The following is a 23,226-nucleotide window of genomic DNA, read 5'->3' on the forward strand; positions in this document are numbered from 1 at the left end:
TCTGGCGTTGATTTTTGGCACGCTGTTGAGTTCTCAAGGAACGGACGCTTCCTTTGTACTCACCCTCTCGGGCTTTCCTCCGGGCGCTTCCCTTCGGTCTTACTGTCTTGCTTTGTTCTTGCGTTTCCGACTCTATCAGACCGTTTCGCGATCCGATTTCCTCGGTGCTTTCCAGGTTCCCGCTCTCGCGTTTCCCTTTCCGGCGGTCCAAACACTATCAGCGTTTTTCCGTCTCTCTGACCACGGTTCTGCGGACATGCAGAACCAGACCCCGAGATAGGATCTGACAAGTTGGGTGCTGCCAGGCAAGGACGCTTGGTCGCGTCGCTCAGCCTCAAGCAGGTGTACGACTCTACATGGGGGTTTGGAGCGCGCGCAAATCGTTTGCGTGGTGTTCTAGGGCCGCCAACCGGGACCTCTCATGCGGAACCGGTAGTTCGTATGACATACCCTGCTCAACAGTGCGCCGTCCGGTACAGGCAGTGACGGCCCATATGAATCTCCACCCCTGGGAGGCTTCCCATGACCATCGTGACGTCCCCGCTTGCAGGACGCACCATCGGACTCGCCGCGGTACCGGATCCCGTCTTCTCCGGAGCGATGGTAGGCCCCGGCACGGCGATCGACCCCGTGCGTGAGCCCGGGGAGGCTGTCTCCCCCGTTGACGGGGTGATCGTCTCGCTTCACCCGCATGCCTTCGTCGTCGTCGACTCTGAGGGCCACGGCGTACTCACGCACCTGGGCATCGACACAGTCCAGCTCAATGGCGAGGGCTTCGAACTCCTCGTCAACAAGGGTGACACCGTGACGCGCGGTCAGGCCGTCGTGCGCTGGAACCCGGCCGCCGTCGAGGTGGCCGGCAAGTCCCCGATCTGCCCGATCGTGGCGCTCGAGGCGACGGCCGACTCCCTCTCCGATCTCCGCGAGGACGGCGATGTGAAGGCCGGCGACGCCCTTTTCAGCTGGCTGTGACATCAACAGCGCTGCTGTCACAGACGGCAGGCTCGAAAACCACCGCGGCGGCGGGACGCGCCGCACTACCGGAGACGGGTGAGATGGAGACAACGCTGCGAGGCGTCGGCGTGAGCCACGGTGTGGCGATCGGCGAGGTTCGGCACATGGGAACGGCGGTGCTTGAGCCGCCTGCCAAGCAGATCCCGGCGGAGGACGCGGAGCGCGAACAGGGGCGCGCCCGCCAGGCCGTCGAGGCTGTGGCGGCCGATCTGATCGCGCGCGGCAATCTGGCGGGGGGCGAAGCCCAGGCGGTGCTCGAGGCGCAGGCCATGATGGCCCAGGACCCCGAGCTGATGGCGGACGTGGATCGGCGTATCGCGGTCGGTAGCACCGCCGAGCGTGCCGTCTATGACGCGTTCGCCTCGTATCGCGCGCTGCTGGCGGGTGCCGGTGAGTATCTCGCCGGTCGTGTGGCCGACCTCGACGATGTGCGGAATCGTATCGTCGCCCGACTGCTCGGGGTGCCCATGCCGGGCGTCCCGGACAGCGACGAGCCGTACGTCCTTATTGCTCGTGACCTTGCGCCCGCGGACACGGCGCTGCTCGACCCCACACTCGTCCTCGGCTTCGTCACCGAGGAGGGCGGGCCGACCAGCCACAGCGCGATCCTGGCTCGGGCGCTCGGAGTGCCCGCCGTTGTCGCGCTCCCCGGCGCCGGAGAGCTCGCCGAAGGCACGGTGATTGCCGTGGACGGCAGCACCGGCGAGATCTTCGTGGAGCCGAGCGCCGAGAAGCGGGCGCAGCTGGAGGCCGCGGCGGCCGAGCGGAAGGCGTCGCTGTCGGCCTCGACCGGACCGGGTGCCACCTCCGACGGACACAAGGTGCCGTTGCTGGCCAATGTCGGCGGTCCCGCCGATGTGCCGGCCGCCGTCGAGGCCGGGGCCGAGGGTGTCGGTCTGTTCCGTACCGAGTTCCTCTTCCTGGACGACAGCAAGCAGGCGCCGTCCGAGGAGAAGCAGGTCGAGGCGTACCGGCAGGTGCTGGAGGCGTTCCCCGAGGGGCGTGTCGTGGTGCGGGTGCTGGACGCGGGCGCGGACAAGCCGCTGGAGTTCCTTACTCCGGCCGACGAGCCGAACCCGGCACTGGGTGTACGGGGTCTGCGCACCCTGCTCGACCATCCCGATGTCCTGCGTACGCAGCTGACGGCGCTCGCGAAGGCCGCGGAGGGGCTGCCGGTCTACCTCGAGGTCATGGCGCCGATGGTCGCCGACCGCATCGACGCCAAGGCGTTCGCGGACGCGTGCCGTGCCGCCGGGCTGAAGGCGAAGTTCGGCGCGATGGTGGAGATTCCGTCGGCCGCGCTGCGGGCTCGCTCGATTCTCCAGGAGGTCGAGTTCCTGTCACTGGGGACCAACGACCTCGCGCAGTACACCTTCGCCGCCGACCGGCAGGTGGGTGCGGTGTCCCGACTGCAGGACCCGTGGCAGCCGGCGCTGCTCGACCTGGTCGCCGTGTCCGCCGAGGCGGCGAAGGCCGAGGGCAAGAGCTGTGGTGTCTGCGGTGAGGCCGCGTCCGATCCGCTGCTCGCGTGTGTGCTGACCGGTCTGGGGGTCACCTCCCTGTCGATGGGTGCCGCGTCGATTCCTTACGTCCGGGCGACGCTGGCCAAGTACACGCTGGCGCAGTGCGAGCGTGCCGCCGCGGCGGCACGTGCCACGGACACGGCCGACGAGGCGCGCACGGCGGCCCAGGCGGTGCTGTCCGGCGAGTAGCCGGGACCATTCGCCGAGCGACGGTTGGTCAGGGGCGCTCCACCTGCGGGTGGGGCGCCCCTTCGCGTTCAGTGCGTGTGGCGTGTCGCCTCCTCTCCGCTGCCGAGGTCGGGTGGTACGCAGTAGTCGACGCCTGACTCCGGGGAGACCAGGTCTCCGGATGCGACATCGGTGCAGTAGGCGTCGAAGACCTCGCCTGCGGTGAGGGGTTGCAGGCCTTCTCCGCGCAGCCGCCATCCGTAGACGCGATCGCTTGTGTCGGGGGCGGTGGTGCGCATGACGAGTCCTCCGGCGCTGCCGGTGGCAAGGCCCAGGGCCAGGACGGTGGTGAATTCGAGGGCTTCCGCCTCGTCGAGGCGGGTGGTGCCCTCGGCGTCGTCGTCGGCCCGCAGCACCGCGACGAGTGTTTCGGGTGCCGCGGAGACGCTGCACACGAGATGGCGCTCGCCGGGGCTCGCGGTGTCGAGGACGCGGGTGAGCAGGTGGGAGGCGCGGGCGAAGGACGCCCGTCCGATGTCCTCTCCGCAGGACGCGCAGTTGCCGATGCGGGCCAGGAGTGTGGTCGCGTACTCCCAGGTCGCTTTGCGGACGGCTTCGTCGACGAGGTCGGGGACGAGTTCGGCGAGGGGCTGTCCCTCGTACGGAACGGTGGGGCCGGTGGCGGCGAGTTCGGCGGTGAAACGTGTGCGGCTGGCGGCGGTGTCGGGTTCCAGGCCGTTGTGGGCGCAGAACTCCGCGTACTCCTCGGGGTCGAAGAGCGCGACCGTGGTGTGGCTGCCTTGGGCTGCCAGGGTCCTGAGCAGGGATTCCACCTGCTGGAGGTAGGTCGTGTGGTCGTTGAACGTGAAGGTGCGGTAGCGCCGCATCACCGTGAAGTCGTGCTCGTCGGTCAGCAGACCGATGGTGCCGGCGATTTCGCGGCGCAGGACGCGTCGCATGGTCTGGTGCTCGGTGTGCGCCATGTTTCCCCCTGTGCGCAGTCGATCAATGCTCACTCACAGTAACTGGCGGCACTGACAACGTGGTGCGGGAGAGCTGGTCGCGCACCAGTCTGTGCTGAAAAACGCAGGTCACAGCGATGGTCGTGCCGAAGGCCGTCCAGCCGAGGGGGCCGGTCGCGATGGCCGCGGTGACGGCGAGTGGTCCGATGCTGCGTTGGCAGGACTGCGCCAGTCCATGGACGCCGAGGTAGGCGCCCTGGGCCGTCCCGGGCGCGAGGGCGACGGAGAGTTCCCAGGAGACGGTGGCGTGCAGCATCTCCGCCACGGTGAAGGCGACGGCCGAGGTCGTGAGGAACAGCGTGGTGGTGAAGGCTCCGCCCGTGGCCGAGAGTGCCATGGCGACGCCACCGAGAGCGAAGGCGGCGGACAGCGGGAGCAACAGGGAGCGCGCGGCGGCCGTCGTGGCGCCGAAGCGGGCCAGCGGAACCTGAAGGGCCACGACCATCAGGTTGTTGAGGACCATGAGCAACGGGGCGAGGCCGTGGGGGGCTTGGTCGGAGTGGGCGATCCAGAGCGGCAGGCCGACCTTGAACACGGCGTCGTCGAGGCAGAGGACGGTCTCGGTGGCTACGTACGCGAGATAGCCGCGGTCGCGCCAGGGGTTGGCCGGCCTGGTGGTGGGGGCCGGGTCCTTGGACGTGGCGATCGTGCGTGCGGGGGACGACGGTTCGGCGCAGCGCGCGGTGAGGAGGGCGGCGGCGACGAAGGACAGCGCGTCTCCTGTCAGGAGCCACTGGTAGGCGGTGGTGGTGCCGATGGTGAGAGCGGCCGCTGCGGTGAGGCCGCCCAGGGCCCATCCGGCATTGGCGACTGTTCTGGTGACGGCCTGGTAGCGGACGCGGTCGGGTCCGGAGACGCGGGTGGCGTACAGCTTGGTGAGGACGTTGGCGGCCCGGTCGCCGAAGCTGCCGGCGGCCGAGAAGGCCAGCAGCAGGGCGTAGTTGTCGGTGGTGAGCAGTGCGAGGGAGGCCAGGGCTCGCAGGATCTGCAGGGAGATCAGAACGCGGGTGAGGGGCAGGCGGTCGGCGACGCGGCCGCCGAGCGGTGCGCCGGCGATGCCGATGGCCCCCGAGACCGCGGCAAGGGTGCCGACCTGCGCCACGGACAGGCCGGTGACGTAGGTGAAGTACAGGACCGAGACGGCTGCCCACAGGCCGCTGCCGGTCCGGTCGACGAGGGCGATCCAGAGCATTCTTCGGCCGTCGGGGCCTCCTGGAATGCGTGTCGACCATGCGGCTGTGCGGCTGATCGGTCCCACCGTTCCCCCTTGCTTCCATTTATGTATTGATACATACTTGGTAACGTGGCAACACAATATGGGATCAGTGGCGCGACGGCCAAGGGAATTGCCTCGTCCGTCGAACGCGGCGTGGCCGAAGGCGCGTTGGGGCCGGGAGCGGCGCTGCCTCCGGTACGCAGGCTTGCCGACGAACTCGGGGTGAGCCCGGGGACGGTCGCTACGGCGTACAAGGAACTGCGGCGGCGTGGGATCGTCGTGACGCGCGGGCGGGGCGGGACCGTGGTCGCCCCGGCTCCCGCGGTGGCGTCACGGCGACCACCGAAGGTGCCGGACGGGCTGCGGGACTTGGCGGGTGGCCATCCCGACCCTCGGCTGCTTCCGCACCTGGTGCCACCCTCGCGGCTCTCCCCCGGCGCGCGGTCGCACCGCAGCACGCCGCGTCTGGCGCGGTTGGAGGACGCCGTGCGCGACTGGCTGCGACCGGACGGGGTGCCGACGGAACACGTGACCTTCGCGCACGGCGCGCTCGATCTGATCGGGCGGCTGCTGTCGGTGGAGTTGCGTCCGGGTGACGCCGTCGCCATGGAAGACCCCGGCTATCACCATCTGCTGGACCTGGTCACGGCTCTGGGGCTGCGTACGGTCCCGGTCGCCGTGGACGACCAGGGGATGCAACCCGAGGCCTTGCGAGAAGCACTACGGGCCGGCGCACGAGCGGTGGTGTGCAGCCCACGGGCGCAGAATCCGTACGGCGGTCGCTTCTCGGTGGAGCGCCGGGACGCTCTGGTCGCCGTGCTCCAGGAAGAGCCCGATGTGCTTGTGGTGGAGAACGACCATGCGTCCGCCGTCGCCGACGCGCCTCTTCATGCGCTGGCCGCGGGCAGCCTTGCGCGCTGGGTGCATGTACGGACCGTGAGCAAGTTCCTGGGGACGGACCTGCGGTGGGCGGCTGCGGCCTGCGATCCGATCACACTGGCCCGGCACGACGGGCGGATGCTGCTCACCTCCGGCTGGGTCAGCCACCTGCTCCAGGAGACGGTGTACGGGCTGATGACGGACGACGACACGCGCGCGTTGGTCGCCCGCGCACAGGACACGTACGCGCTGCGGCGGAACGCACTCCGACACGAACTCGCGGAACGTGGGATCCCGTCCCATTCCGTGAGCGGAATGAATGTCTGGGTACCGGTCCGGGACGAGTCGGCCGTCGTCAACGGACTGCGGTCCTACGGGTGGTGGGTCGCGGCGGGTGCGCGGTTCAGGATCGCTTCCGCGCCTGGTGTACGGATCTCGGTCGCGGAACTCGAACCCTCCGACGCGATGCGCCTGGCCTCGGACTTCGCTGTCGTGCTCGGCGAGTCCGAGGCCACCTACGGAGGTTGATCAGCCGCGTTTGCGGGCCAGCTCTTCGTAGAAGTGCAGCAACTCGACGTTGTCCACGGAGCCGATGTTGACCGCCTTCTCCAAAGGGGCTCCTTGGAGAAGGCGCTTGACCGGAACCTCGATGCGTTTGCCCGTGAGGGTGTGCGGGACGCCGGGCACCTCGATGACCTCGTCGGGGACGTGACGCGGGGAGAGCTGTTCGCGGATGGTCTGCTTGATGCGGTTCAGGAGGGCCTCGTCGAGCGCGGCTCCGGGGGCGAGGTGGACGAAGAGGGGCATCCAGTAGCCGCCGTCGGGCTGTTCGACACCGATGACGAGCGACTCCTTGATCTCGGGGAGGCGTTCGACGGCTTCGTAGATGTCGGCCGACCCCATGCGCACGCCCTGGCGGTTGAGCGTCGAGTCCGAGCGGCCGTGGATGACGACGGAACCGCGCGAGGTGAGGGTGATCCAGTCACCGTGGCGCCACACTCCGGGATACGTGTCGAAGTAGCTGTCGTGGTAGCGGCTGCCGTCGGGATCGTTCCAGAAGCGGATGGGCATGGACGGCATCGGGTTGGTGACCACCAGCTCACCGACTTCGTCGGTGAGGGGCTTGCCACCGGGGTCCCAGGACTGGAGATCGGTGCCGAGGCCGGGGGCCTGGAGTTCCCCGATGTACACCGGGAGCGTCGGCACCGCTCCCGCGAAGCAGGAGCACACGTCCGTGCCACCGCTGACGGAGGCGATCCAAAGATCGTCGCGGACCTCGTCGTGCAGCCAGCGGAAGCCGTCGGGCGGCAGGGGCGAGCCGGTCGTCGCGACGCACCGCACGCGCGTGAGGTCGAAGTCCTGGGAGGGGTGGACGCCCGCCTTGCGGCACGCCATCACATACGCGGCGGACGTGCCGAAGAGGGTCGCTCCCGTGCGTTCGGCGATCCGCCACTGGGCGCCCGTGTCCGGGTATCCGGGGCTGCCGTCGTAGAGGACGATCGTGGTGCCCGTGAGCAGGCCGGAGACGAGGAAGTTCCACATCATCCAGCCGGTGGACGTGTACCAGAAGAAGCGGTCCTCGGGGCCGAGGTCGCAGTGCAGGCCCAGTTGCTTGAGGTGCTCGACGAGGATGCCGCCCTGGGACTGGACGATGGCCTTGGGGAGGCCGGTCGTGCCGGAGGAGTAGAGCACCCACAAAGGGTGCTCGAAAGGGACCTCTTCGAAGACGGGCGCCACGTCCGCCGAGGTCAGCTCGGACCATTCCAGGGCGCCATCGGGGGCTTCGGTGCCGAGCAGTGGGATGTGGACGACGGCGCGCAGGGTCGGCAGTTCGCGGCGCAGCTCGGCGACCACGTCCCGGCGGTCGTGCTCCTTGCCGCCGTAGCGGTAGCCGTCGACCGTGAAGAGCACGACGGGTTCGACCTGCTGGAAGCGGTCGAGGACGCTGCGCGCGCCGAAATCGGGGGCACAGGACGTCCACACGGCCCCTACGGCGGCCGTGGCGAGCAGGGCGGCCACGGCCTGCGGAATGTTCGGGAGATAGCCGCTGACGCGGTCTCCCGGGCGTACCCCGAGAGCGCGCAGCTCGGCGGCCAGGGAGCCGACCTGGCGGCGCAGCTCGGACCAGCTCACCGGGGTCGTCTCGTGGGTCTCGTCGACGTACAGGAGCGCTGGTTCGTCCGTGCGGGTCTCGGCCGCGCGCAGGGCATGCTCGGCGTAGTTCAGGGTCGCCCCGGGGAACCATTCGGCACCGGGCATCGAGCGGTCACCGAGCACGCGCGCGTAGGGGGTCGAAAACCGTACGTCGAACCACTCGGTGACGGCCTTCCAGAACGTGTCCAGTTCCCGTACCGACCAGCTGTGCAGTGCCGGGTAGCCGCCGTCGGACGGGGCTCCGTGGTGCTCGGCCGCCCAGGCCTGGAACTTCGTGACCTGCGCCTGAGTGATGCGCCCTGGGTCGGGCTGCCAGAGCGCTGAGGGGTTCGCGGTGGACATGAATCGGCTCCCGGACTGTGTGCGTCGGTCGCGCACGAGCTGGGGTGTGCGCGTCACGCGGCTGACACGGACGATGCCATGTGATCGACTTCCGCACCAGGGTGTGCCACAGATGGTCGTCCACGTGAAGATGTGCCCCCGCCGCGGGTGAACGGCAGTTGAACGACTCACTCATTTGGCGCAGGCAATGGCAGGGTGAGCAGCATGGACGGTCGTGACCTGGTGCGTTCGGTGAAGACGGTCGGTTCGACGGGGGCGGCCCAGGGCTTGCGTACCGTGCGGGCCGCATGGCGAAGGAGGCGTGCCGACGCCGCTGGGTTGCCGCAGCGGGGGGCCGAGCGAGCGCGGGTGCCCGGCCAGGTGGAGGGGGTGGAGCCGACGCCCGGGGGTGGGGTCGTCCGGTTCGCGCGGTCCGAGCTGCGGATCATGGTCGCGGTGAGCGGAGCGGTGTTCTGGGGCTGGGACGGGGCCGGTCCGGAGCCGTCCTACGCGCTCGCGGGCCGTTGCCCGGAGCCGGACCCGCGGGCCGTCCTGGAGCCCGACAAGGACGGCGGCTGGCGGGTGGTGGCCGAACGGGTGACGGTCGTCGTCTCGCGGCACGGCGCCGTCGAGGTGCGAACCCCTGGTGGTGTGATCCTGCGCCGCGACCTGCCGCCCCGTTGGTGGGAGCCGGTCGACGGGGGCGGCGCGCGCTGGATGCAGCGCTCGCAAGTGGCCGCCGACGCTCGGTTCTTCGGCCTGGGCGGCCGCGCGGCCGGTCCCAGGCTGCGCGACGGGAAGTACCGGCTGTGGAACACGGATCCCGGGCACGCCTTCGCGCCCGGCGACGATCCGCTGTACATCACGATGCCCGTGCAGATGGTGGTCTCCGACGCGGGCACGCATCTCGTGTTCCACGACACCTCCTGGGACGGCACGGTGAACCTGCGCGAGGGAGAGGAAGGCGCGGGGTCGGGGCACGACCGGGCGGGAACGTGCGAGCTACGGATGGACGGCGGCCCGCTGCGCTGCTGGATGATGGTGGGCACTCCCGCGCGCGTGCTGCATGCCTGGGCCTCGCTCACCGGGGCGCCCGCGCTGCCGCCCGCATGGGCTCTGGGGCACCATCACGCGCGCTGGGGCTTCGGCAGCGAGCAGGAGGTGCGGCGCGTCGTCGCGGGCTATCAGGAGCGCGGTCTTCCCCTCGACTCGGTCCACCTGGACATCGATCACTACGACGCCCACCAGGTGTTCACGGTGGACCGGGAGCGCTTCCCGAAGCTGCCGGTGCTCGCCGAGGAACTGCGCCGCGACGGCATCCGGCTGGTGTCGATCGTCGACCCGGCGGTCAAGGCCGAGCCGGGCAACGCGGTGTACGACAGGGGTCTCGCCGAGGACGCCTTCGTACGGGATGCCTCGGGCCGGCTCGCGCGGGGAGTCGCATGGCCCGGGGAGTCGGTCTATCCGGACTTCACGCACGCGCGTGTGCGGGAGTGGTGGGGCGGCCTCTACCAGGAACGGCTGGCGCAGGGGTTCGCGGGATTCTGGCACGACATGAACGAGCCGACGTCGTTCACGGCGTTCGGGGAGTCGACGCTGCCGAGGTCGGCTCGGCACTCCCTGGAGGGACGCGGCGGCGACCATCGTGAGGCGCACAACGTGTACGCCCTGGGCATGGCCCGAGCCGCGTACGAGGGCTTGCGCGAGCTGGATCCCCAGGAGCGGCCGTTCCTCTTCTCGCGCTCCGGGTGGGCCGGAATGCAGCGCTACGGAGGGACCTGGTCCGGAGACGTGGCCACGGGCTGGCCCGGGCTGCGGGCCTCGCTGTCACTGGTGATGGGGCTCGGGCTGTGCGGGGTTCCGTACTCGGGTCCCGACGTGGGCGGTTTCGACGGCAGCCCTTCTCCCGAGTTGTACCTGCGGTGGTTCCAGCTCGGCGCGTATCTGCCGCTGTTCCGTACGCACGCGAGTCTGCGGGCGGGTCGCCGGGAGCCCTGGGAGTTCGGTGCCGACGTACTGGAGCACGCGCGCGCGGCGCTCGTCGAGCGGCGGCGGCTGCTCCCGTACTTCATGACGCTGGCGCTGCTGGCGCGCCGCACCGGCGCACCCTATGTGCGGCCCCTGTGGTGGGCGGCGCCGGAGGACCGGGCGCTCAGGGACTACGAGGACGCCTTCATGCTGGGCGACTGCCTCCTTGTGGCACCAGTGCTGGACCACGGGGCCGACCGTCGTGCGGTGCAGCTGCCCCGGGGACGCTGGTACGACACGGTCACCGAGGAGGCGTACGAGGGGCCGGCCCAGGTGTTGCTCGATGCCCCCTTGTCGCGGATTCCGGTGCTGGCGCGCGCGGGTGCCGTCGTGCCCGTCCGGGGCGACGACGGCGGCCTGGAGCTGGAGGCGTGGGCTCCGGCGCGCGGGCGGGTCGGGGGCGGGCTCGCCGTGCCGGACCGCGGCGACGGCTGGGACGAGCCCGAGCTCGAACGCTATGTGACGCGCTGGGAGGGGCAGCAGGTGGTCGTGCGGCGGGACGGAGAGGGCGGACCCGGCAAGCCGGAGTATCCGGTCCGGGTGCGGGGCCTCGGTGCGCGATGACGGCCTCCGAGAACCCCGTGGGCCCCTCAGACGTACCACCCTCAGACGTAGCGTCCCTCGAACCATGCGCGCGCCGCCAAGGTGTGCAGCGGGAAGGCGAGCTCGGCGGGCCGGCGCAGCAGGTGCCAGCCCTCGGTCTCGTCCGTGGCGGCGGACGGTGGCAGTTCGGCGGCCGGGCGCTCGGGTAGGAGCCCGAAGAGCAGCAGGTGACCGGCGGGAGAGCTCATCGCGTCGGGGAGCCGCACCTCGCGGCTCGCCACGTCGATTCCCGTCTCCTCCTTGAGTTCCCGGGCGACGGCGTGCCGCCAGTCCTCCCGGTGGTCGATGAACCCTCCGGGCAGCGCGATGCCTCCGCGCGCGGGGGCGATGGTCCGGGTGATGACGACCAGGGCGGTGCCCCTGTCGTCGTACACGGGTTGCAGGGCCACCGCGACCGGCAGCGGATTGCGGTAGGCGACGCCGCCACAGACGGCGCAGGTGCGGGGCCAGCCGGAGTTGCCTTCTCCGTAGGGTGCTCCGCAGCTCGAACAGTGCGAGTTCGGCGCGAAGTCGGCGGGTGGGTGCGGGGTTGCGGACACGCCGCGGACTGTAGCCGATCACTTCTCGCTCGTCTTCGGGTGCCTCATCAGATGCGGGCCCGAACGCCTGTGGAAGTGCGTCTCGAGATGCGGTCCGCCTCGCCGTCACGGGGCGGACCGGCCCGGCTCAGGGGGACGAAGTGAGTGACTTCTTGGACACGGGGAAGTCGAAGTACGTGTCGGGGTAGGGCTCTGGCTTGTACGTGTAGTGCCACCACTCCTCGGCGAGGTTGACGAATCCGAGGTCTTCGAGGGTGCTCTTCAGGAGCAGCCGGTTGGCTCGCTGCACGCCCTGGATGCGCGGGTCCAGCGTGTGGGCGAGGGTGTCGAAGCAGTCGAAGCCGGTACCCATGTCCACGGAGTTGTCCGGGAAGCGCTCGTCCTGGGGCGCGTAGCAGGGCACGAGGGGTTCTCCGGGGACGTACGGGCGGGTCGGCCTCGCCGGCAGCCGCACGATCGTGAGGTCCATCGTCGAGCCGCGGCTGTGTCCGGACTTTCCGGCGATGTAACCGTCCTCGAACAGGCGGGTCTTGTCGACCTGTGGATAGAACTCGGGCTTCATCGCCTGGTCGTCGAGGTCCTCGGCCCAGCGCACGAAGTGATCGACGGCGCGTTGCGGCCGGTAGCAGTCGTACACCTTGAGGGTGTAGCCCTCGTGCAGCAGTGTGACCTGGGCCTTGTGGAGGGCTTCGGCGGCGGGCCGGGTCAGGATGCAGATCGGCTGCCGGTAGCCGTCGATGCGCTCGCCCACGAAGTTGTGCGGCGTGAAGTAGCGCATCTCCTGGGTGATCGTCGGGTCTACGGATCCCAGGGCCACGAAGTCCTCGGGAGCCTTCGGCTCGGGCGTCGCCCGGGCGGTGGCGGAGGCGGCGGTCACGGCCAGTAAGGCGGCGAGCGTGGTCACCAGACCGCGTACGGCGGTGGAGAGTCGTGTCATGTCGCCTGCATTTATCAGGTGCGGGATCCGCCAGGGAAGGGATCGCGTGCGGTCGGGCACCATCGAGTGAGGGATCCACCGGCTTGCCCAACGGGTCCTGGAGCCGTACCGGGAGGTGCGGCCGGAACCACCCCCGTAGGCCCCGGCCGCACCTCCCGGTACTCCGACGCCCGGGAGGCCTCCACGGTTCTCTCCGTCGCGCTGCCCATTTCCCGATGCCCGTGGCACACTTCTGACGTTCCGTCAGATCCAGCGCCATGGAGGGGTCTTGTCGCGTCCACGCACACCCGTGATCACCGGATGGTTCGCCGGGGACGGGGACGACTTCCGTCTCCTCGGCACGCGCTGCTCCGCGTGCGCCTCGGTCTTCTTCCCCCGCGAGGACGCCTTCTGCCGGAATCCGGGGTGCCAGGGCGGCGAGCTGACCGAGGTACCGCTGTCCCGGCGCGGTCGCGTCTGGTCGTACACCGACAGCCGGTACCGGCCTCCGTCACCGTATGTGACCGATCCGGAACTCTCGTGGGAACCCTATGCGTTGATCGCTGTGGAACTGGAATCCGAGCGGATCGTCGTACTCGGCCAGACGGTTCCCGGGATCACCGTCTCCGACCTGGCGGTGGGCATGGAGGTGGAGGTCGTCCCCGGTGTGCTGAACGAGGACGAGGGGACGACCTGGACGACGTGGCACTGGCGGCCGACGGGGGTGACGGCATGAAGGGCATGTGGCGTACGGGGGTGACGGGATGAGCAGTGAGGTGGCGGTGCTCGGCGCGGGCATGCACCCGTGGGGCAAGTGGGGGCGCGGATTCGTCGAGTACGGGGTCGTGGCGGCGCGCGCTGCGCTGGCCGACGCGGGAATCGACTGGCGGGACGTCGGCTCGGTCGTGGGCGCGGACACCGTGCGCGCCGGCTATCCGGGGTACGTGGCGGGAGCGACGTTCGCCAAGGCGCTGGGCTGGCAGGGAGCACGGGTCACGAGTGTGTACGCCGCGTGCGCGTCGGGGGCGCAGGCTCTCAACACGGCGCGGGCACAGATCCTTTCGGGCCTCGCGGACGTGGTCCTCGTGGTCGGCGCCGACGCGGCGCCCAAGGGATTCTTCCGTCCGGCGGGCGGGGACAGGCCGGACGATCCCGACTGGCTGCGGTTCCGGGTCCTCGGAGCGACGAATCCGACGTACTTCGGGCTGTACGCGCGGCGGCGGATGGCCGTATACGGGGACACTTTGGAGGAGTTCGCGCAGGTCAAGGTGAAGAACGCCGCTCTGGGGGCGCTTAATCCGAACGCGCGGTACCGCAAGAGGGTCACGGCCGAAGAGGTGGCGGGCTCCGCCGTCGTCGCCGACCCGTTGCGGCTGCTCGACATCTGCGCGACGTCCGACGGGGGCGCCGCCCTCGTGCTGTCGAGCATGGACTTCGCGCGACGGCACGGGGCGGCGGACCCCGTACGGATCCGCGCGGTGTCGACGGTGACACCGCGCTACCCCAACACCGTGCTGGATCTCCCGGACATCGCCACGGACTCCGCCGTCGCGGTGGAACCCGCGGCCGGCACCTTCCGGGCCTCGATCGCGCGGGCGGCGTACGAGGAGGCGGGCATCGGTCCCGAGGACCTCTCGCTCGCCGAGGTGTACGACCTGTCCACGGCCCTGGAATTGCAGTGGTACGAGGACCTGGGGCTGTGCGGGGAGGGCGAGGCCGCGAAGCTGCTGCGGGAGGGTGCCACGTCGCTGGGCGGGCGCATACCGGTGAACGTCAGCGGCGGACTGGCCTCCTTCGGAGAGGCCGTACCGGCGCAGGCCATAGCCCAGGTCTGCGAGCTGACATGGCAGCTGCGCGGAGACGCGGGCGACCGGCAGGTCGCGAGCGCGCGTGTGGGGATCACCGCGAACCAGGGGCTGTTCGGACACGGGTCGTCGGTCATCGCCGTCCGCTGAGTCGGCGGACGGTCAAATGCGCCGCGTCCAGGGGCGGCGTGTGCTGCGACGATCGCCGTCCACGGACGCTCACCCGCGCGGCCGTCAGCACTCGGTGTGACGACCCCGGAATGCTGCGTGAACAGCTCGTGAATCGCGCCCGGGCGTGCGCGGGCGGGGCCAGTATGCTCCCGTGCCCTCCTGGACGGATACTGTCCGCTTCGCCTTCCAGCCGGTCGTCAACCTGACGACCGGAGGGGTTGCGGCGCTGGAGATACTCGCTCGTCCCGAATCCGGTGACATCCTGGCACAGGCCCGCCGCGACCCCGAACTCGACGGTCGGCTGGCGGCGTTGGCGATCCGCGCAGCGGCCCGCAGAGAGACGATGCTGCCGCTGCACGTGAATGTCTTCGCCGGGACACTGGCCGATCTCGGGCGGCTCGCGGCACTGCGCGACGCCGTGCGCGAGGCCGGTCGGCTGCCGTGGGAGGTGACGATCGACATCGGTCCGCCGTACACCCACGTGCCGCACCAGGCCCTGCTGGAGGCGGTGTCCACCGTGCGGAGCGAAGGTTTCCGGATCTGTGCGGACGGGGTGGGCGACGGCGACGTTCCCTTGCGGCTGCTCACGGACCTCGCACCCGAGCTGGTGAAGCTCGATGTGTCCCTGCTGACGCGGCCTGCGGCGGTCCGGGCGATGCGGACGCTGTGCGAGCAGTTGGGCGCGCTGCTGTCCGTGGAGGGCGTCGAGACGGAGCTGCAGTGCGCGGCCGCGGTGTCGGCGGGGGCGCAGTTGGCACAGGGCGAGCTGTTCGCGCCGCCCGCTCGGCTGCCCGTCGCGGACGTATACGTTCCGGCCCTCTCCCCCGGCGTCGCGGCGGCCCCCCGCTCGGGTCCGTCGGTGCGGCAGTTCGTGCGGCCCGCCGCGCTGCTGCCCGCGACGGCGTCCGCAGGGCAGGTGCGGGCGCTGCTCACCGGTTCGCCCGACGTGTCCGGTGTGCTGCTCGTGGACCCCTCCGGGATCCCGGTCCGCTCAGTGCACCGGTCACGGTTTCTGCTGTCGATGTCGGGGCCGTACGGGCATGCCCTGTACGCCGACCGGCCGGCCGCCAAGCTGGGTGATCCGCCGCGAACGGTCGGCGCCGACGCGACCGCGTGGGAGGTCCTCGACGTGGTGGCGGACGGCGAGCGGGACCGTACGTCGGACGATGTCGCGGTCGTCGATCACTACGGGCGGTGCGTGGGGGTCGTACGCCTGGCCGATCTCGTACGAGCGCTCTCCGAGAGCCGGGTCGAGGAGGCGGCCGGGCTCAACCCGCTGACCAGGCTGCCCGGTTCGGACGCGATCACCGGCGAGGTGGACCGGCGGATCGCCGACGGCCGGACATTCGTGCTCAGCTGGCTCGATGTCGACCACTTCAAGCAGGTCAACGACGGAGCGGGGTTCGCGGCGGGCGACGAGCTGATCCGGGCAGTCGGGCGGACGCTGCAGCACGCGGCTTCCGGGACGACCCGTGTGGGGCACATCGGCGGCGACGACTTCCTGGTGCTCGCGGACCCGGAGACTCTCGGCCCGCTGGCCGGCGCGGTACTTGACGCGCCCTGGTCGGCGGGCGGACGTCCCGTCACCTTGTCGCTGGCCACGGTCCTGTGCGCGCCGGGCAGCGTGACCGACCACCGACAGGCGGCGGCCTGCCTGGCGCCACTCAAGCAGGCCGCCAAGGCTCTGAGCGGGGCGAGTTGGGTGCTGGGGCAGGCGGGGCTGCCGGGACATGAGGTGCTGCGTGGTTCGGGGGCGGAGCGGGCACAGGTCGGTTGAGCGACGGACCAGGAGGCTTCTGAGCAACGGCCGTGCCGTCCGGGACCCCTGTGACGGGTGAGGGCGAAGGGGCGGCCTGCCCGGGGTCCTTGCCCCGCGCAGGCCCGTACCGCGCCCCGATCCCGGCTCGTTCACGGCCCTCAACCGTTGCCGTCGGCGACCTTGACGCCCTCTGGGCTCCGGTGAACACTTCCGGATGTCAGTCGGCATCGCCGCATTCGGGCGTCTTCAGGCACCGCACCGCTCGGGTTCCCGACCTGTTCCCAAGGCCGGCCCCCACGGGCGATTCCGCTGCGACGGCACGCTCGTCACGGACGCCGGGCGGGGCGCGGGACCTCCCTGCCTTCGGCTGAAGTAGCCATGGGAAACGCACCCCGCACGGTGGCCCGGAGCGGACCGCTCCGGGCGAGGCCTAGGAGCCGCCATGAGCAACGGCGACATTTTTGTCGGCGAGTTGATCGGCACTGCGATTCTGATTCTGTTCGGAGCGGGGGTCTGCGCCGCGGTCACCCTCAACAAGTCCAAGGCGCAGGGGGCCGGCTGGGTCGTCATCGCGTTCGGATGGGGTTTCGGCGTGCTCGCCGGTGCCTACACCGCGGCGCCGCTGTCCGGCGGTCAGATCAACCCGGCCGTGACCATCGGTTTCGCCATCGAGGGTTCGACGAAGTGGGAGGACGTGCCCTTCTACATTCTGGGCCAGTTCGCGGGCGCCATCATCGGCGCCGTGCTCTGCTGGCTGCTCTACCTCGGCCAGTTCAACCTGAATGCCGACGAGGACAAGGCCATCGAGACGCTGGGCATCTTCTCGACCCGGCCAGAAATCAACCATCCCGTGCAGAACCTCATCACCGAGACCATCGCCACCGTCGGCCTGATGCTGCCCATTCTGGCCATGGTCGGCGGCCACAAACACGTGGCGGGGATCGGCGACGCGGGACTGCCCGTCCAGCTCATCGCGTTCCTCGTGGTCGGTATCGGACTCTCACTGGGCGGCCCCACCGGGTACGCCATCAACCCGGCCCGTGACCTGGGACCGCGCCTCACCCACGCATTGCTGCCGATTCCCAACAAGGGCACCTCGGAGTGGAGTTACTCCTGGATCCCGGTGGTCGGTCCGATCGCCGGTGCCGCCATCGGGGCCGCGATCTACAACGCAGCCTTCTGACGAGAACGCAGCCTTCTCACGCAGCCTTCTGACGAAGAAGGCGTAAGGGGACGTCATGACGGAGAACGCCGAGAAGTACGTCGCCGCAATCGACCAGGGCACTACCTCCAGCCGCTGCATCATCTTCGACCGGGGTGGTGCGATCGTCGCCGTCGACCAGCGCGAGCACCGCCAGATCTTCCCCAAGCCGGGCTGGGTGGAACACGACGCCACCGAGATCTGGTCCAAGGTGCAGGCGGTCGTCGCGGGAGCGATCGCCAAGGCGGGTCTGCGCGCCGACCAGTTGAGCGCGCTGGGCATCACCAACCAGCGCGAGACCACGGTCCTGTGGGACCGGGCCACCGGCAAGCCCGTGCACAACGCGATCGTCTGGCAGGACACCCGGACCTCGGCGCTCTGCAACCAGCTGGGCGGCACGGACGGCCAGGACCGCTTCCGCGAACAGACCGGGCTGCCGCTGGCCAGCTACTTCTCCGGCCCCAAGGCGGCCTGGCTGCTCGACAACGTGCCCGGGTTGCGCGCGCGTGCCGAGCGCGGCGAGATCGCCTTCGGCACCATCGACTCCTGGCTGATCTGGAACCTGACCGGCGGCACGGACGGCGGTCGGCACGTCACCGACGTCACCAACGCCGGGCGCACCATGCTGATGAACCTGGAGACCCTTCAGTGGGACCCGTCGATCCTCTCGGCGATGAACATCCCCGAGGCGGTGCTGCCCGAGATCAGGTCGTCGGCCGAGGTGTACGGCACCGCCGTGGGCCAGCTGGCGGGCGTCCCCGTCGCCTCGGCGCTCGGCGACCAGCAGGCAGCGGTCTTCGGGCAGGCCTGCTACGACGTGGGCACCGCCAAGAACACGTACGGCATCGGCAGCTTCCTGCTGCTCAACACCGGCAACCGGCCCGTCCCCTCGAAGAACGGGCTGCTGACGACCATGGGCTACAAGATCGGCGGCGAGGCGCCCGTCTACTGCCTCGAAGGGTCGATCGCGATCACCGGCGCCCTGGTGCAGTGGTTCCGCGACCAGCTCGGCATCATCCGCAACGCCGACGAGATCGAGACGCTGGCCGCGAGCGTCGACGACAACGGCGGCGCGTACATCGTGCCCGCGTTCTCGGGCCTGTTCGCGCCCTACTGGCGCTCCGACGCGCGCGGTGTCGTCACCGGTCTCACCCGGTACGTCACCAAGGCGCACCTCGCCCGCGCGGTCCTGGAGGCGACGAGCTGGCAGACCCGTGAGGTCGTCGACGCCATGTTCCAGGACTCCGGCGTGCAGATCACCACCTTGAAGGTGGACGGCGGCATGACCAAGAACAATCTGCTGATGCAGCACCAGGCGGATGTCCTGGGCGTGCCGGTGATCCGTCCCCGGGTGTCCGAGACGACGTGTCTGGGGGCGGCCTACGCGGCCGGGCTCGCGACCGGTGTGTGGAACGACCTCGACGAGCTGAAGTCGCACTGGCAGAAGGACGTCGAGTGGACACCGTCCATGGAGGCCTCCGTGCGCGACCGTGAGTACCACAACTGGCGCAAGGCGGTGGAGAAGAGCTTCGGCTGGCACGAGGACGACGTCAGCTGAAACAGGGGTCCACGCGCGCGTGCGTCTCGCGTGAGCCACACGCGCGTGCGGGACGGCGGCCCGTACCCCGGTCGGCGGGGGTACGGGCCGTATGCGCGGTTCGGACCGCATGCGTGGGTCAGGTGGTAACCGGTTCGCGTCGTTCGGCTCCGTACGCCATGGCGTGCTGGACGACCTCGATGAGGACCTCCTTGGCGGAGTCCCGGTCTCTCGCGTCACACAGGACGACCGGAACGTCGTCGTCGAGGTCGAGTGCCTGGCGGACCTCGTCGACCGGGTACTGGGCCGATCCCTCGAAGCAGTTGACGCCCATCACGAACGGTATGGAGCGCCGCTCGAAGTAGTCGACGGCGGCGAAACAGTCCTCCAGGCGGCGTGTGTCGGCGAGTACGACGGCGCCCAGGGAGCCGGAGGCGAGCTCGTCCCACAGGAACCAGAAGCGGTCCTGTCCGGGCGTCCCGAAGAGGTAGAGCACCAGGTCCTCGCGGAGCGTGATGCGGCCGAAGTCCATGGCGACGGTGGTGGTGTGCTTGCCCTCCACGCCGCTGGTGTCGTCGACCGGGCGGCCCGCCTCGGTGAGCACCTCCTCGGTGCGCAGTGGTTTGATCTCGCTGACCGCGCCGACCAGGGTCGTCTTGCCCACCCCGAAGCCACCGGCCACCAGGATCTTGAGCGTGACGGGCTCGACCGGGGGCTTGCCGCGCTCAGAACGCCCGAAGATCATCGATCTCTTCTCCTGCTTGATGGGGGTCGTGGGACGGTGGGCCGTAGCCCCCGCCGCCGGGAGTTTCGATGACAAGTACGTCGCCGGGGCCGACGTCCGCCGTATCACTTGCGCCAAGTTCCGTGACCGTGCCGTCCGCGCGCTCCACCCGGTTGGCGCCGAGCGCTCCGGGCTCGCCGCCGGCCATGCCGTAGGGCGGGACCCTGCGGTGCTGGGACAGTGTGGAAACGGTCATGGGCTGATGGAACCGGATGCGGCGCACGGCACCGTCCCCGCCGATCCAGCGCCCGGCTCCGCCACTGCCCGGCCGGACCGCGAACTCGTCGAGCTGGACCGGCAGTCGCCACTCCAGGATCTCGGGGTCGGTGAGCCGCGAGTTGGTCATGTGGGTCTGTACGACGGAGGCGCCGGGGAAGCCGTCGCCCGCGCCGGATCCGGAGGCCACGGTCTCGTAGTACTGGTAGCGCTCGTTGCCGAAGGTGACGTTGTTCATCGTTCCGGACCCCTCGGCCTGCACGCGCAGGGCTCCGTACAGTGCGCCGGTGATCGCCTGAGAGGTCTCCACATTGCCCGCGACCACGGCGGCAGGGGCCTCGGGAGCGAGCATCGAGCCACGCGGCACGACAATGTCGAGCGGGCGCAGGCAGCCGTCGTTGAGCGGGATGTCGTCGGCGACCAGGGTGCGGAAGACATACAGGACGGCGGCGTTGACCACCGCGAAGGGTGCGTTGAAGTTGGTGTCGAGCTGCGGGGAGGTACCCGTGAAGTCGACAGTGGCGGAGCGGTTTTCGCGGTCTACGGAGACCCGGACGCGGATGACCGCCCCGGAGTCGGTCTCGTAGGCGAACTCACCGTCGTCCAGGGCGTCGATGACGCGGCGTACGGCTTCCTCCGCGTTGTCCTGCACGTGCCGCATGTAGGCCTGGACGACGTCGATGCCGAAGTTGTCGATCATACGGGCGACTTCGTCGACGCCCTTCTGGTTGGCGGCGATCTGGGCACGCAGGTCGGCGAGGTTGGTCTTCGGATTGCGCGAGGGGTAGGGCTCCTCGGTGAGCAGGCGAAGGGTCTCGGCCTCGCGGAAGCGGCCGTGCTCGGCGAGCAGCCAGTTGTCGAAGAGGATGCCCTCTTCCTCGATGCTGCGGCTGTTCGCGGGCATGGAGCCCGGGGCGATGCCGCCGATCTCGGCGTGGTGTCCGCGCGAGGCGACGTAGAACAGGATGTGCTCACCCTCCGTGTCGAAGACCGGGGTGATCACGGTGACGTCGGGGAGGTGGGTGCCTCCGTGGTACGGGTCGTTGACCGCGTACGTGTCACCCGGGCGCATGCTGTCGCCGCGTCGCCGGATGACCTCCTGCACGCTCGTGCCCATCGAGCCCAAGTGGACGGGGATGTGAGGGGCGTTGGCGACAAGACTGCCGTCGGGGTCGAAGAGCGCGCAGGAGAAGTCCAGGCGTTCTTTGATGTTGACCGACTGGGCCGTGGACTCCAGACGGGCACCCATCTGTTCGGCGATGGACATGAAGAGGTTGTTGAAGACCTCGAGGAGAACCGGGTCCGCTTCTGTGCCGAGATCGGAACTCTGCGTAACCGCCACGCGTTCCATGACCAGATGCCCGTCGTCGGTCGTCGCGGCCCGCCAGCCGTCGTCGACGACGGTCGTCGCGCTGGCCTCGGTGATGATCGCGGGGCCGGTGACCGATTCACCGGGGGGCAGTTCCTCGCGGCGGTGCAGGGGTACGTCGCGCCAGGCGCCGCCCGTGTGGAGGCTGACCGTCTCCGTCGCGCCTCGGGCGGACGAAGGGGTGGCGAGGGCGGAGAGATCGGGGGGTTCGGTGAGTCCGGTGGCTTCTACGGAGAGGGCTTCCACGACGACCGGACGGTCGAGGGTGAAGGAGTAGGTGGCGCGATGGCGTTCTTCGAAGGCGTGGGTCATGGTGTGGGGCTCGGTGAGCTCGACGGTGAGCGCCGTGTCCGTTCCGTCGTAGCGGAGTTGGGCGCGGCGGGTGACGCGGATGCGGTCCTCGGGCACGTCCTCGGCGAGGAGTTCGGCGCGGGTGGCGCGCTCCAGGTCGTCGGCGGTCTTGAGGATGCCGGGCATCGCGGAGACCTCAAGGGGTGCCTCCACGGACTGCTCGCGCATGGCCGTCGTGTCGGCGAGTCCGATGCCGAGGGCGGACAGGACGCCGGCCATGGGCGGAACGAGGACGGTGCGGATGCCGAGCGAGTCGGCGACCATGCACGCGTGCTGGCCGCCCGCGCCGCCGAAGGTGGTGAGCGCGTACCGGGTGACGTCGTGGCCCTTCTGGACCGAGATCCGCTTGACCGCGTTGGCGATGTTGGCCACGGCGATCTGCAGGTATCCCTCCGCCACCTGCTCCGGGGTGCGGTCGTCGCCGGTCTTCTCACGGATCTCGCGCGCGAGGGCGGCGAACCGGTCGCGGACGAGTGTGCCGTCGAGGGGCTGATCTCCGTCGGGGCCGAACAGTTCGGGGAAGTGTGTGGGTTGGATGCGGCCGAGTGCGACGTTGGCGTCCGTGACGGTGAGTGGGCCGCCGCCGCGGTAGCAGGCGGGGCCGGGGTCGGCGCCGGCCGAGTCGGGGCCCACCCGGTAGCGGGAGCCGTCGAAGTGGAGCACCGATCCGCCGCCCGCGGCGACGGTGTGGATGTCCAGCATGGGCGCCCGCAGCCGGACCCCGGCGATCCGGGTGGTGAAGACCCGCTCGTACTCGCCCGCGAAGTGAGAGACGTCCGTGGAGGTGCCGCCCATGTCGAAGCCGATGACACGGTCGAAGCCGGCGAGCTGCGACATCCGGGCCATGCCGACGATGCCGCCCGCCGGGCCGGACAGGATGGCGTCCTTGCCGCGGAACTGACCCGCTTCGGCGAGGCCCCCGTTGGACTGCATGAACATCAGTCGCACGCCCTGGAGCTCTTCGGCGACGTGCTGGACGTAGCGGCGCAGCACGGGCGACAGGTAGGCGTCTACGACGGCCGTGTCACCGCGCGGGACGAGCTTCATCAGCGGGCTGACCTCGCTGGAGAGCGAGAGCTGCGGAAAGCCGGTGTGCGCCGCCAGCTCGCCGACGGCCTCTTCATGGGCGGGGTGGAGGTGACTGTGCATGCAGACGACGGCGACGGCCCGGATCCCGGAGTCGTACGCCTCTTGGAGGGGCCCGGCGAGGGCGTCCAGGTCGGGGGCGCGCAGGACCGTGCCGTCGGCGGCGATCCGCTCGTCGACCTCGACCACGCGTTCGTACAGCAGCTCGGGCAGTTCGATCGCGCGGGCGAAGATGTGTGGGCGGTTCTGGTAGGCGATGCGCAGGGCGTCGCGGAAGCCTCGGGTGATGACGAGGAGGGTGCGCTCTCCCTTGCGTTCCAGGAGGGCGTTGGTGGCGACGGTGGTTCCCATGCGGACGGCGTCGATCCGCGCGCCGTGGGTGTCCTGGCCGCTGCCGAGGAGTTCACGGACACCCGCCACCGCTGCGTCGGCGTACCTCGCCCGGTTCTCGGACAGCAGTTTGTGCGTGAGCAGGCGGCCGTCCGGGCGTCGCGCGACGATGTCGGTGAAAGTGCCGCCTCGGTCGACCCAGAACTGCCAGCCTGTCACGTCTGTTCCCCGCTT

At 70.0% G+C, this 23,226-nt stretch carries 17 protein-coding genes; 10 read left to right on the plus strand and 7 right to left on the minus strand.

Translation table 11 applies throughout. The features are described from left to right. The 3 genes from ACFVWD_RS18530 to ptsP all read left to right on the plus strand — a co-directional run. Window positions 1–280: hypothetical protein (locus ACFVWD_RS18530; protein ID WP_389597311.1), on the plus strand; the 280-nt coding region annotated here is incomplete at its 5' end. Window positions 281–522: 242 nt separating this feature from the next. Beyond that, the gene (locus ACFVWD_RS18535; RefSeq protein ID WP_389597313.1) at window positions 523–972 is read left to right on the plus strand and encodes a PTS glucose transporter subunit IIA; all 450 of its coding nucleotides are present in this window, start codon (window positions 523–525) and stop codon (window positions 970–972) included. Between the two features lie 83 nt (window positions 973–1,055). After that, window positions 1,056–2,726 carry a phosphoenolpyruvate--protein phosphotransferase gene (ptsP, locus tag ACFVWD_RS18540; RefSeq protein WP_389597314.1) on the plus strand — a complete coding sequence of 557 codons (1,671 nt, stop codon included), beginning with the start codon at window positions 1,056–1,058 and terminating at the stop codon, window positions 2,724–2,726. 68 nt (window positions 2,727–2,794) lie between these two features. Here the strand turns inward: ptsP and ACFVWD_RS18545 are convergent, their stop codons facing one another. After that, a complete protein-coding gene (locus ACFVWD_RS18545; protein WP_389597316.1) occupies window positions 2,795–3,688 on the minus strand; it encodes a hypothetical protein in 894 nt (297 codons plus the stop codon). Between the two features lie 22 nt (window positions 3,689–3,710). Further along, window positions 3,711–4,919: an MFS transporter gene (locus ACFVWD_RS18550; RefSeq protein WP_389597318.1), complete on the minus strand. Its 1,209-nt coding sequence runs from the start codon at window positions 4,917–4,919 to the stop codon at window positions 3,711–3,713. Window positions 4,920–5,030: 111 nt separating this feature from the next. Between ACFVWD_RS18550 and ACFVWD_RS18555 the strand changes: the two genes are divergently transcribed. After that, window positions 5,031–6,350, plus strand: coding sequence for an aminotransferase class I/II-fold pyridoxal phosphate-dependent enzyme (locus ACFVWD_RS18555; protein WP_389597320.1), 1,320 nt, complete (start codon window positions 5,031–5,033; stop codon window positions 6,348–6,350). Here the strand turns inward: ACFVWD_RS18555 and ACFVWD_RS18560 are convergent, their stop codons facing one another. Continuing rightward, window positions 6,351–8,318: an acetoacetate--CoA ligase gene (locus tag ACFVWD_RS18560; RefSeq protein ID WP_389597322.1), complete on the minus strand. Its 1,968-nt coding sequence runs from the start codon at window positions 8,316–8,318 to the stop codon at window positions 6,351–6,353. A gap of 204 nt (window positions 8,319–8,522) precedes the next feature. On the opposite strand from ACFVWD_RS18560, the gene ACFVWD_RS18565 reads away from it, so the two are divergent. Continuing rightward, on the plus strand, window positions 8,523–10,889 hold the full coding sequence (locus ACFVWD_RS18565) for a glycoside hydrolase family 31 protein (protein WP_389597324.1): 2,367 nt from the start codon (window positions 8,523–8,525) through the stop codon (window positions 10,887–10,889). 41 nt (window positions 10,890–10,930) lie between these two features. Here ACFVWD_RS18565 and ACFVWD_RS18570 read toward each other — a convergent pair whose 3' ends face one another. Beyond that, a complete protein-coding gene (locus tag ACFVWD_RS18570) occupies window positions 10,931–11,467 on the minus strand; it encodes an NUDIX domain-containing protein (protein ID WP_389597326.1) in 537 nt (178 codons plus the stop codon). A gap of 127 nt (window positions 11,468–11,594) precedes the next feature. Beyond that, window positions 11,595–12,404, minus strand: coding sequence for a M15 family metallopeptidase (locus ACFVWD_RS18575; protein WP_389597328.1), 810 nt, complete (start codon window positions 12,402–12,404; stop codon window positions 11,595–11,597). A gap of 289 nt (window positions 12,405–12,693) precedes the next feature. On the opposite strand from ACFVWD_RS18575, the gene ACFVWD_RS18580 reads away from it, so the two are divergent. The 5 genes from ACFVWD_RS18580 (at window position 12,694) to glpK (ending at window position 18,877) form a co-directional block, all read left to right on the plus strand. Further along, window positions 12,694–13,119, plus strand: a complete 426-nt coding sequence (locus ACFVWD_RS18580; protein WP_389597448.1) for a Zn-ribbon domain-containing OB-fold protein — start codon at window positions 12,694–12,696, stop codon at window positions 13,117–13,119. 28 nt (window positions 13,120–13,147) lie between these two features. Then, window positions 13,148–14,338: a lipid-transfer protein gene (locus tag ACFVWD_RS18585; protein ID WP_389597330.1), complete on the plus strand. Its 1,191-nt coding sequence runs from the start codon at window positions 13,148–13,150 to the stop codon at window positions 14,336–14,338. A gap of 172 nt (window positions 14,339–14,510) precedes the next feature. Continuing rightward, the gene (locus tag ACFVWD_RS18590) at window positions 14,511–16,136 is read left to right on the plus strand and encodes an EAL domain-containing protein (RefSeq protein ID WP_389597331.1); all 1,626 of its coding nucleotides are present in this window, start codon (window positions 14,511–14,513) and stop codon (window positions 16,134–16,136) included. 424 nt (window positions 16,137–16,560) lie between these two features. After that, complete coding sequence (locus tag ACFVWD_RS18595; protein ID WP_389597333.1) at window positions 16,561–17,301, plus strand: MIP/aquaporin family protein; 741 nt, start codon at window positions 16,561–16,563, stop codon at window positions 17,299–17,301. A 55-nt stretch (window positions 17,302–17,356) separates the two neighbouring features. Continuing rightward, the gene (gene glpK, locus ACFVWD_RS18600) at window positions 17,357–18,877 is read left to right on the plus strand and encodes a glycerol kinase GlpK (protein WP_389597335.1); all 1,521 of its coding nucleotides are present in this window, start codon (window positions 17,357–17,359) and stop codon (window positions 18,875–18,877) included. A 118-nt stretch (window positions 18,878–18,995) separates the two neighbouring features. Here the strand turns inward: glpK and ACFVWD_RS18605 are convergent, their stop codons facing one another. Both ACFVWD_RS18605 and ACFVWD_RS18610 read right to left on the minus strand, forming a co-directional pair. Then, a complete protein-coding gene (locus ACFVWD_RS18605; RefSeq protein ID WP_389597337.1) occupies window positions 18,996–19,601 on the minus strand; it encodes an ATP/GTP-binding protein in 606 nt (201 codons plus the stop codon). Next, window positions 19,582–23,211 (minus strand): hydantoinase B/oxoprolinase family protein, encoded by a 3,630-nt coding sequence (locus ACFVWD_RS18610; RefSeq protein WP_389597339.1) that lies wholly within the window; start codon window positions 23,209–23,211, stop codon window positions 19,582–19,584. Before ACFVWD_RS18610 ends, ACFVWD_RS18605 begins: the two co-directional genes overlap by 20 nt. Window positions 23,212–23,226 lie beyond the last annotated feature (15 nt).

Origin of the sequence: Streptomyces sp. NPDC058086 (assembly GCF_042885015.1) — a bacterium.
Lineage (GTDB): Bacteria > Actinomycetota > Actinomycetes > Streptomycetales > Streptomycetaceae > Streptomyces.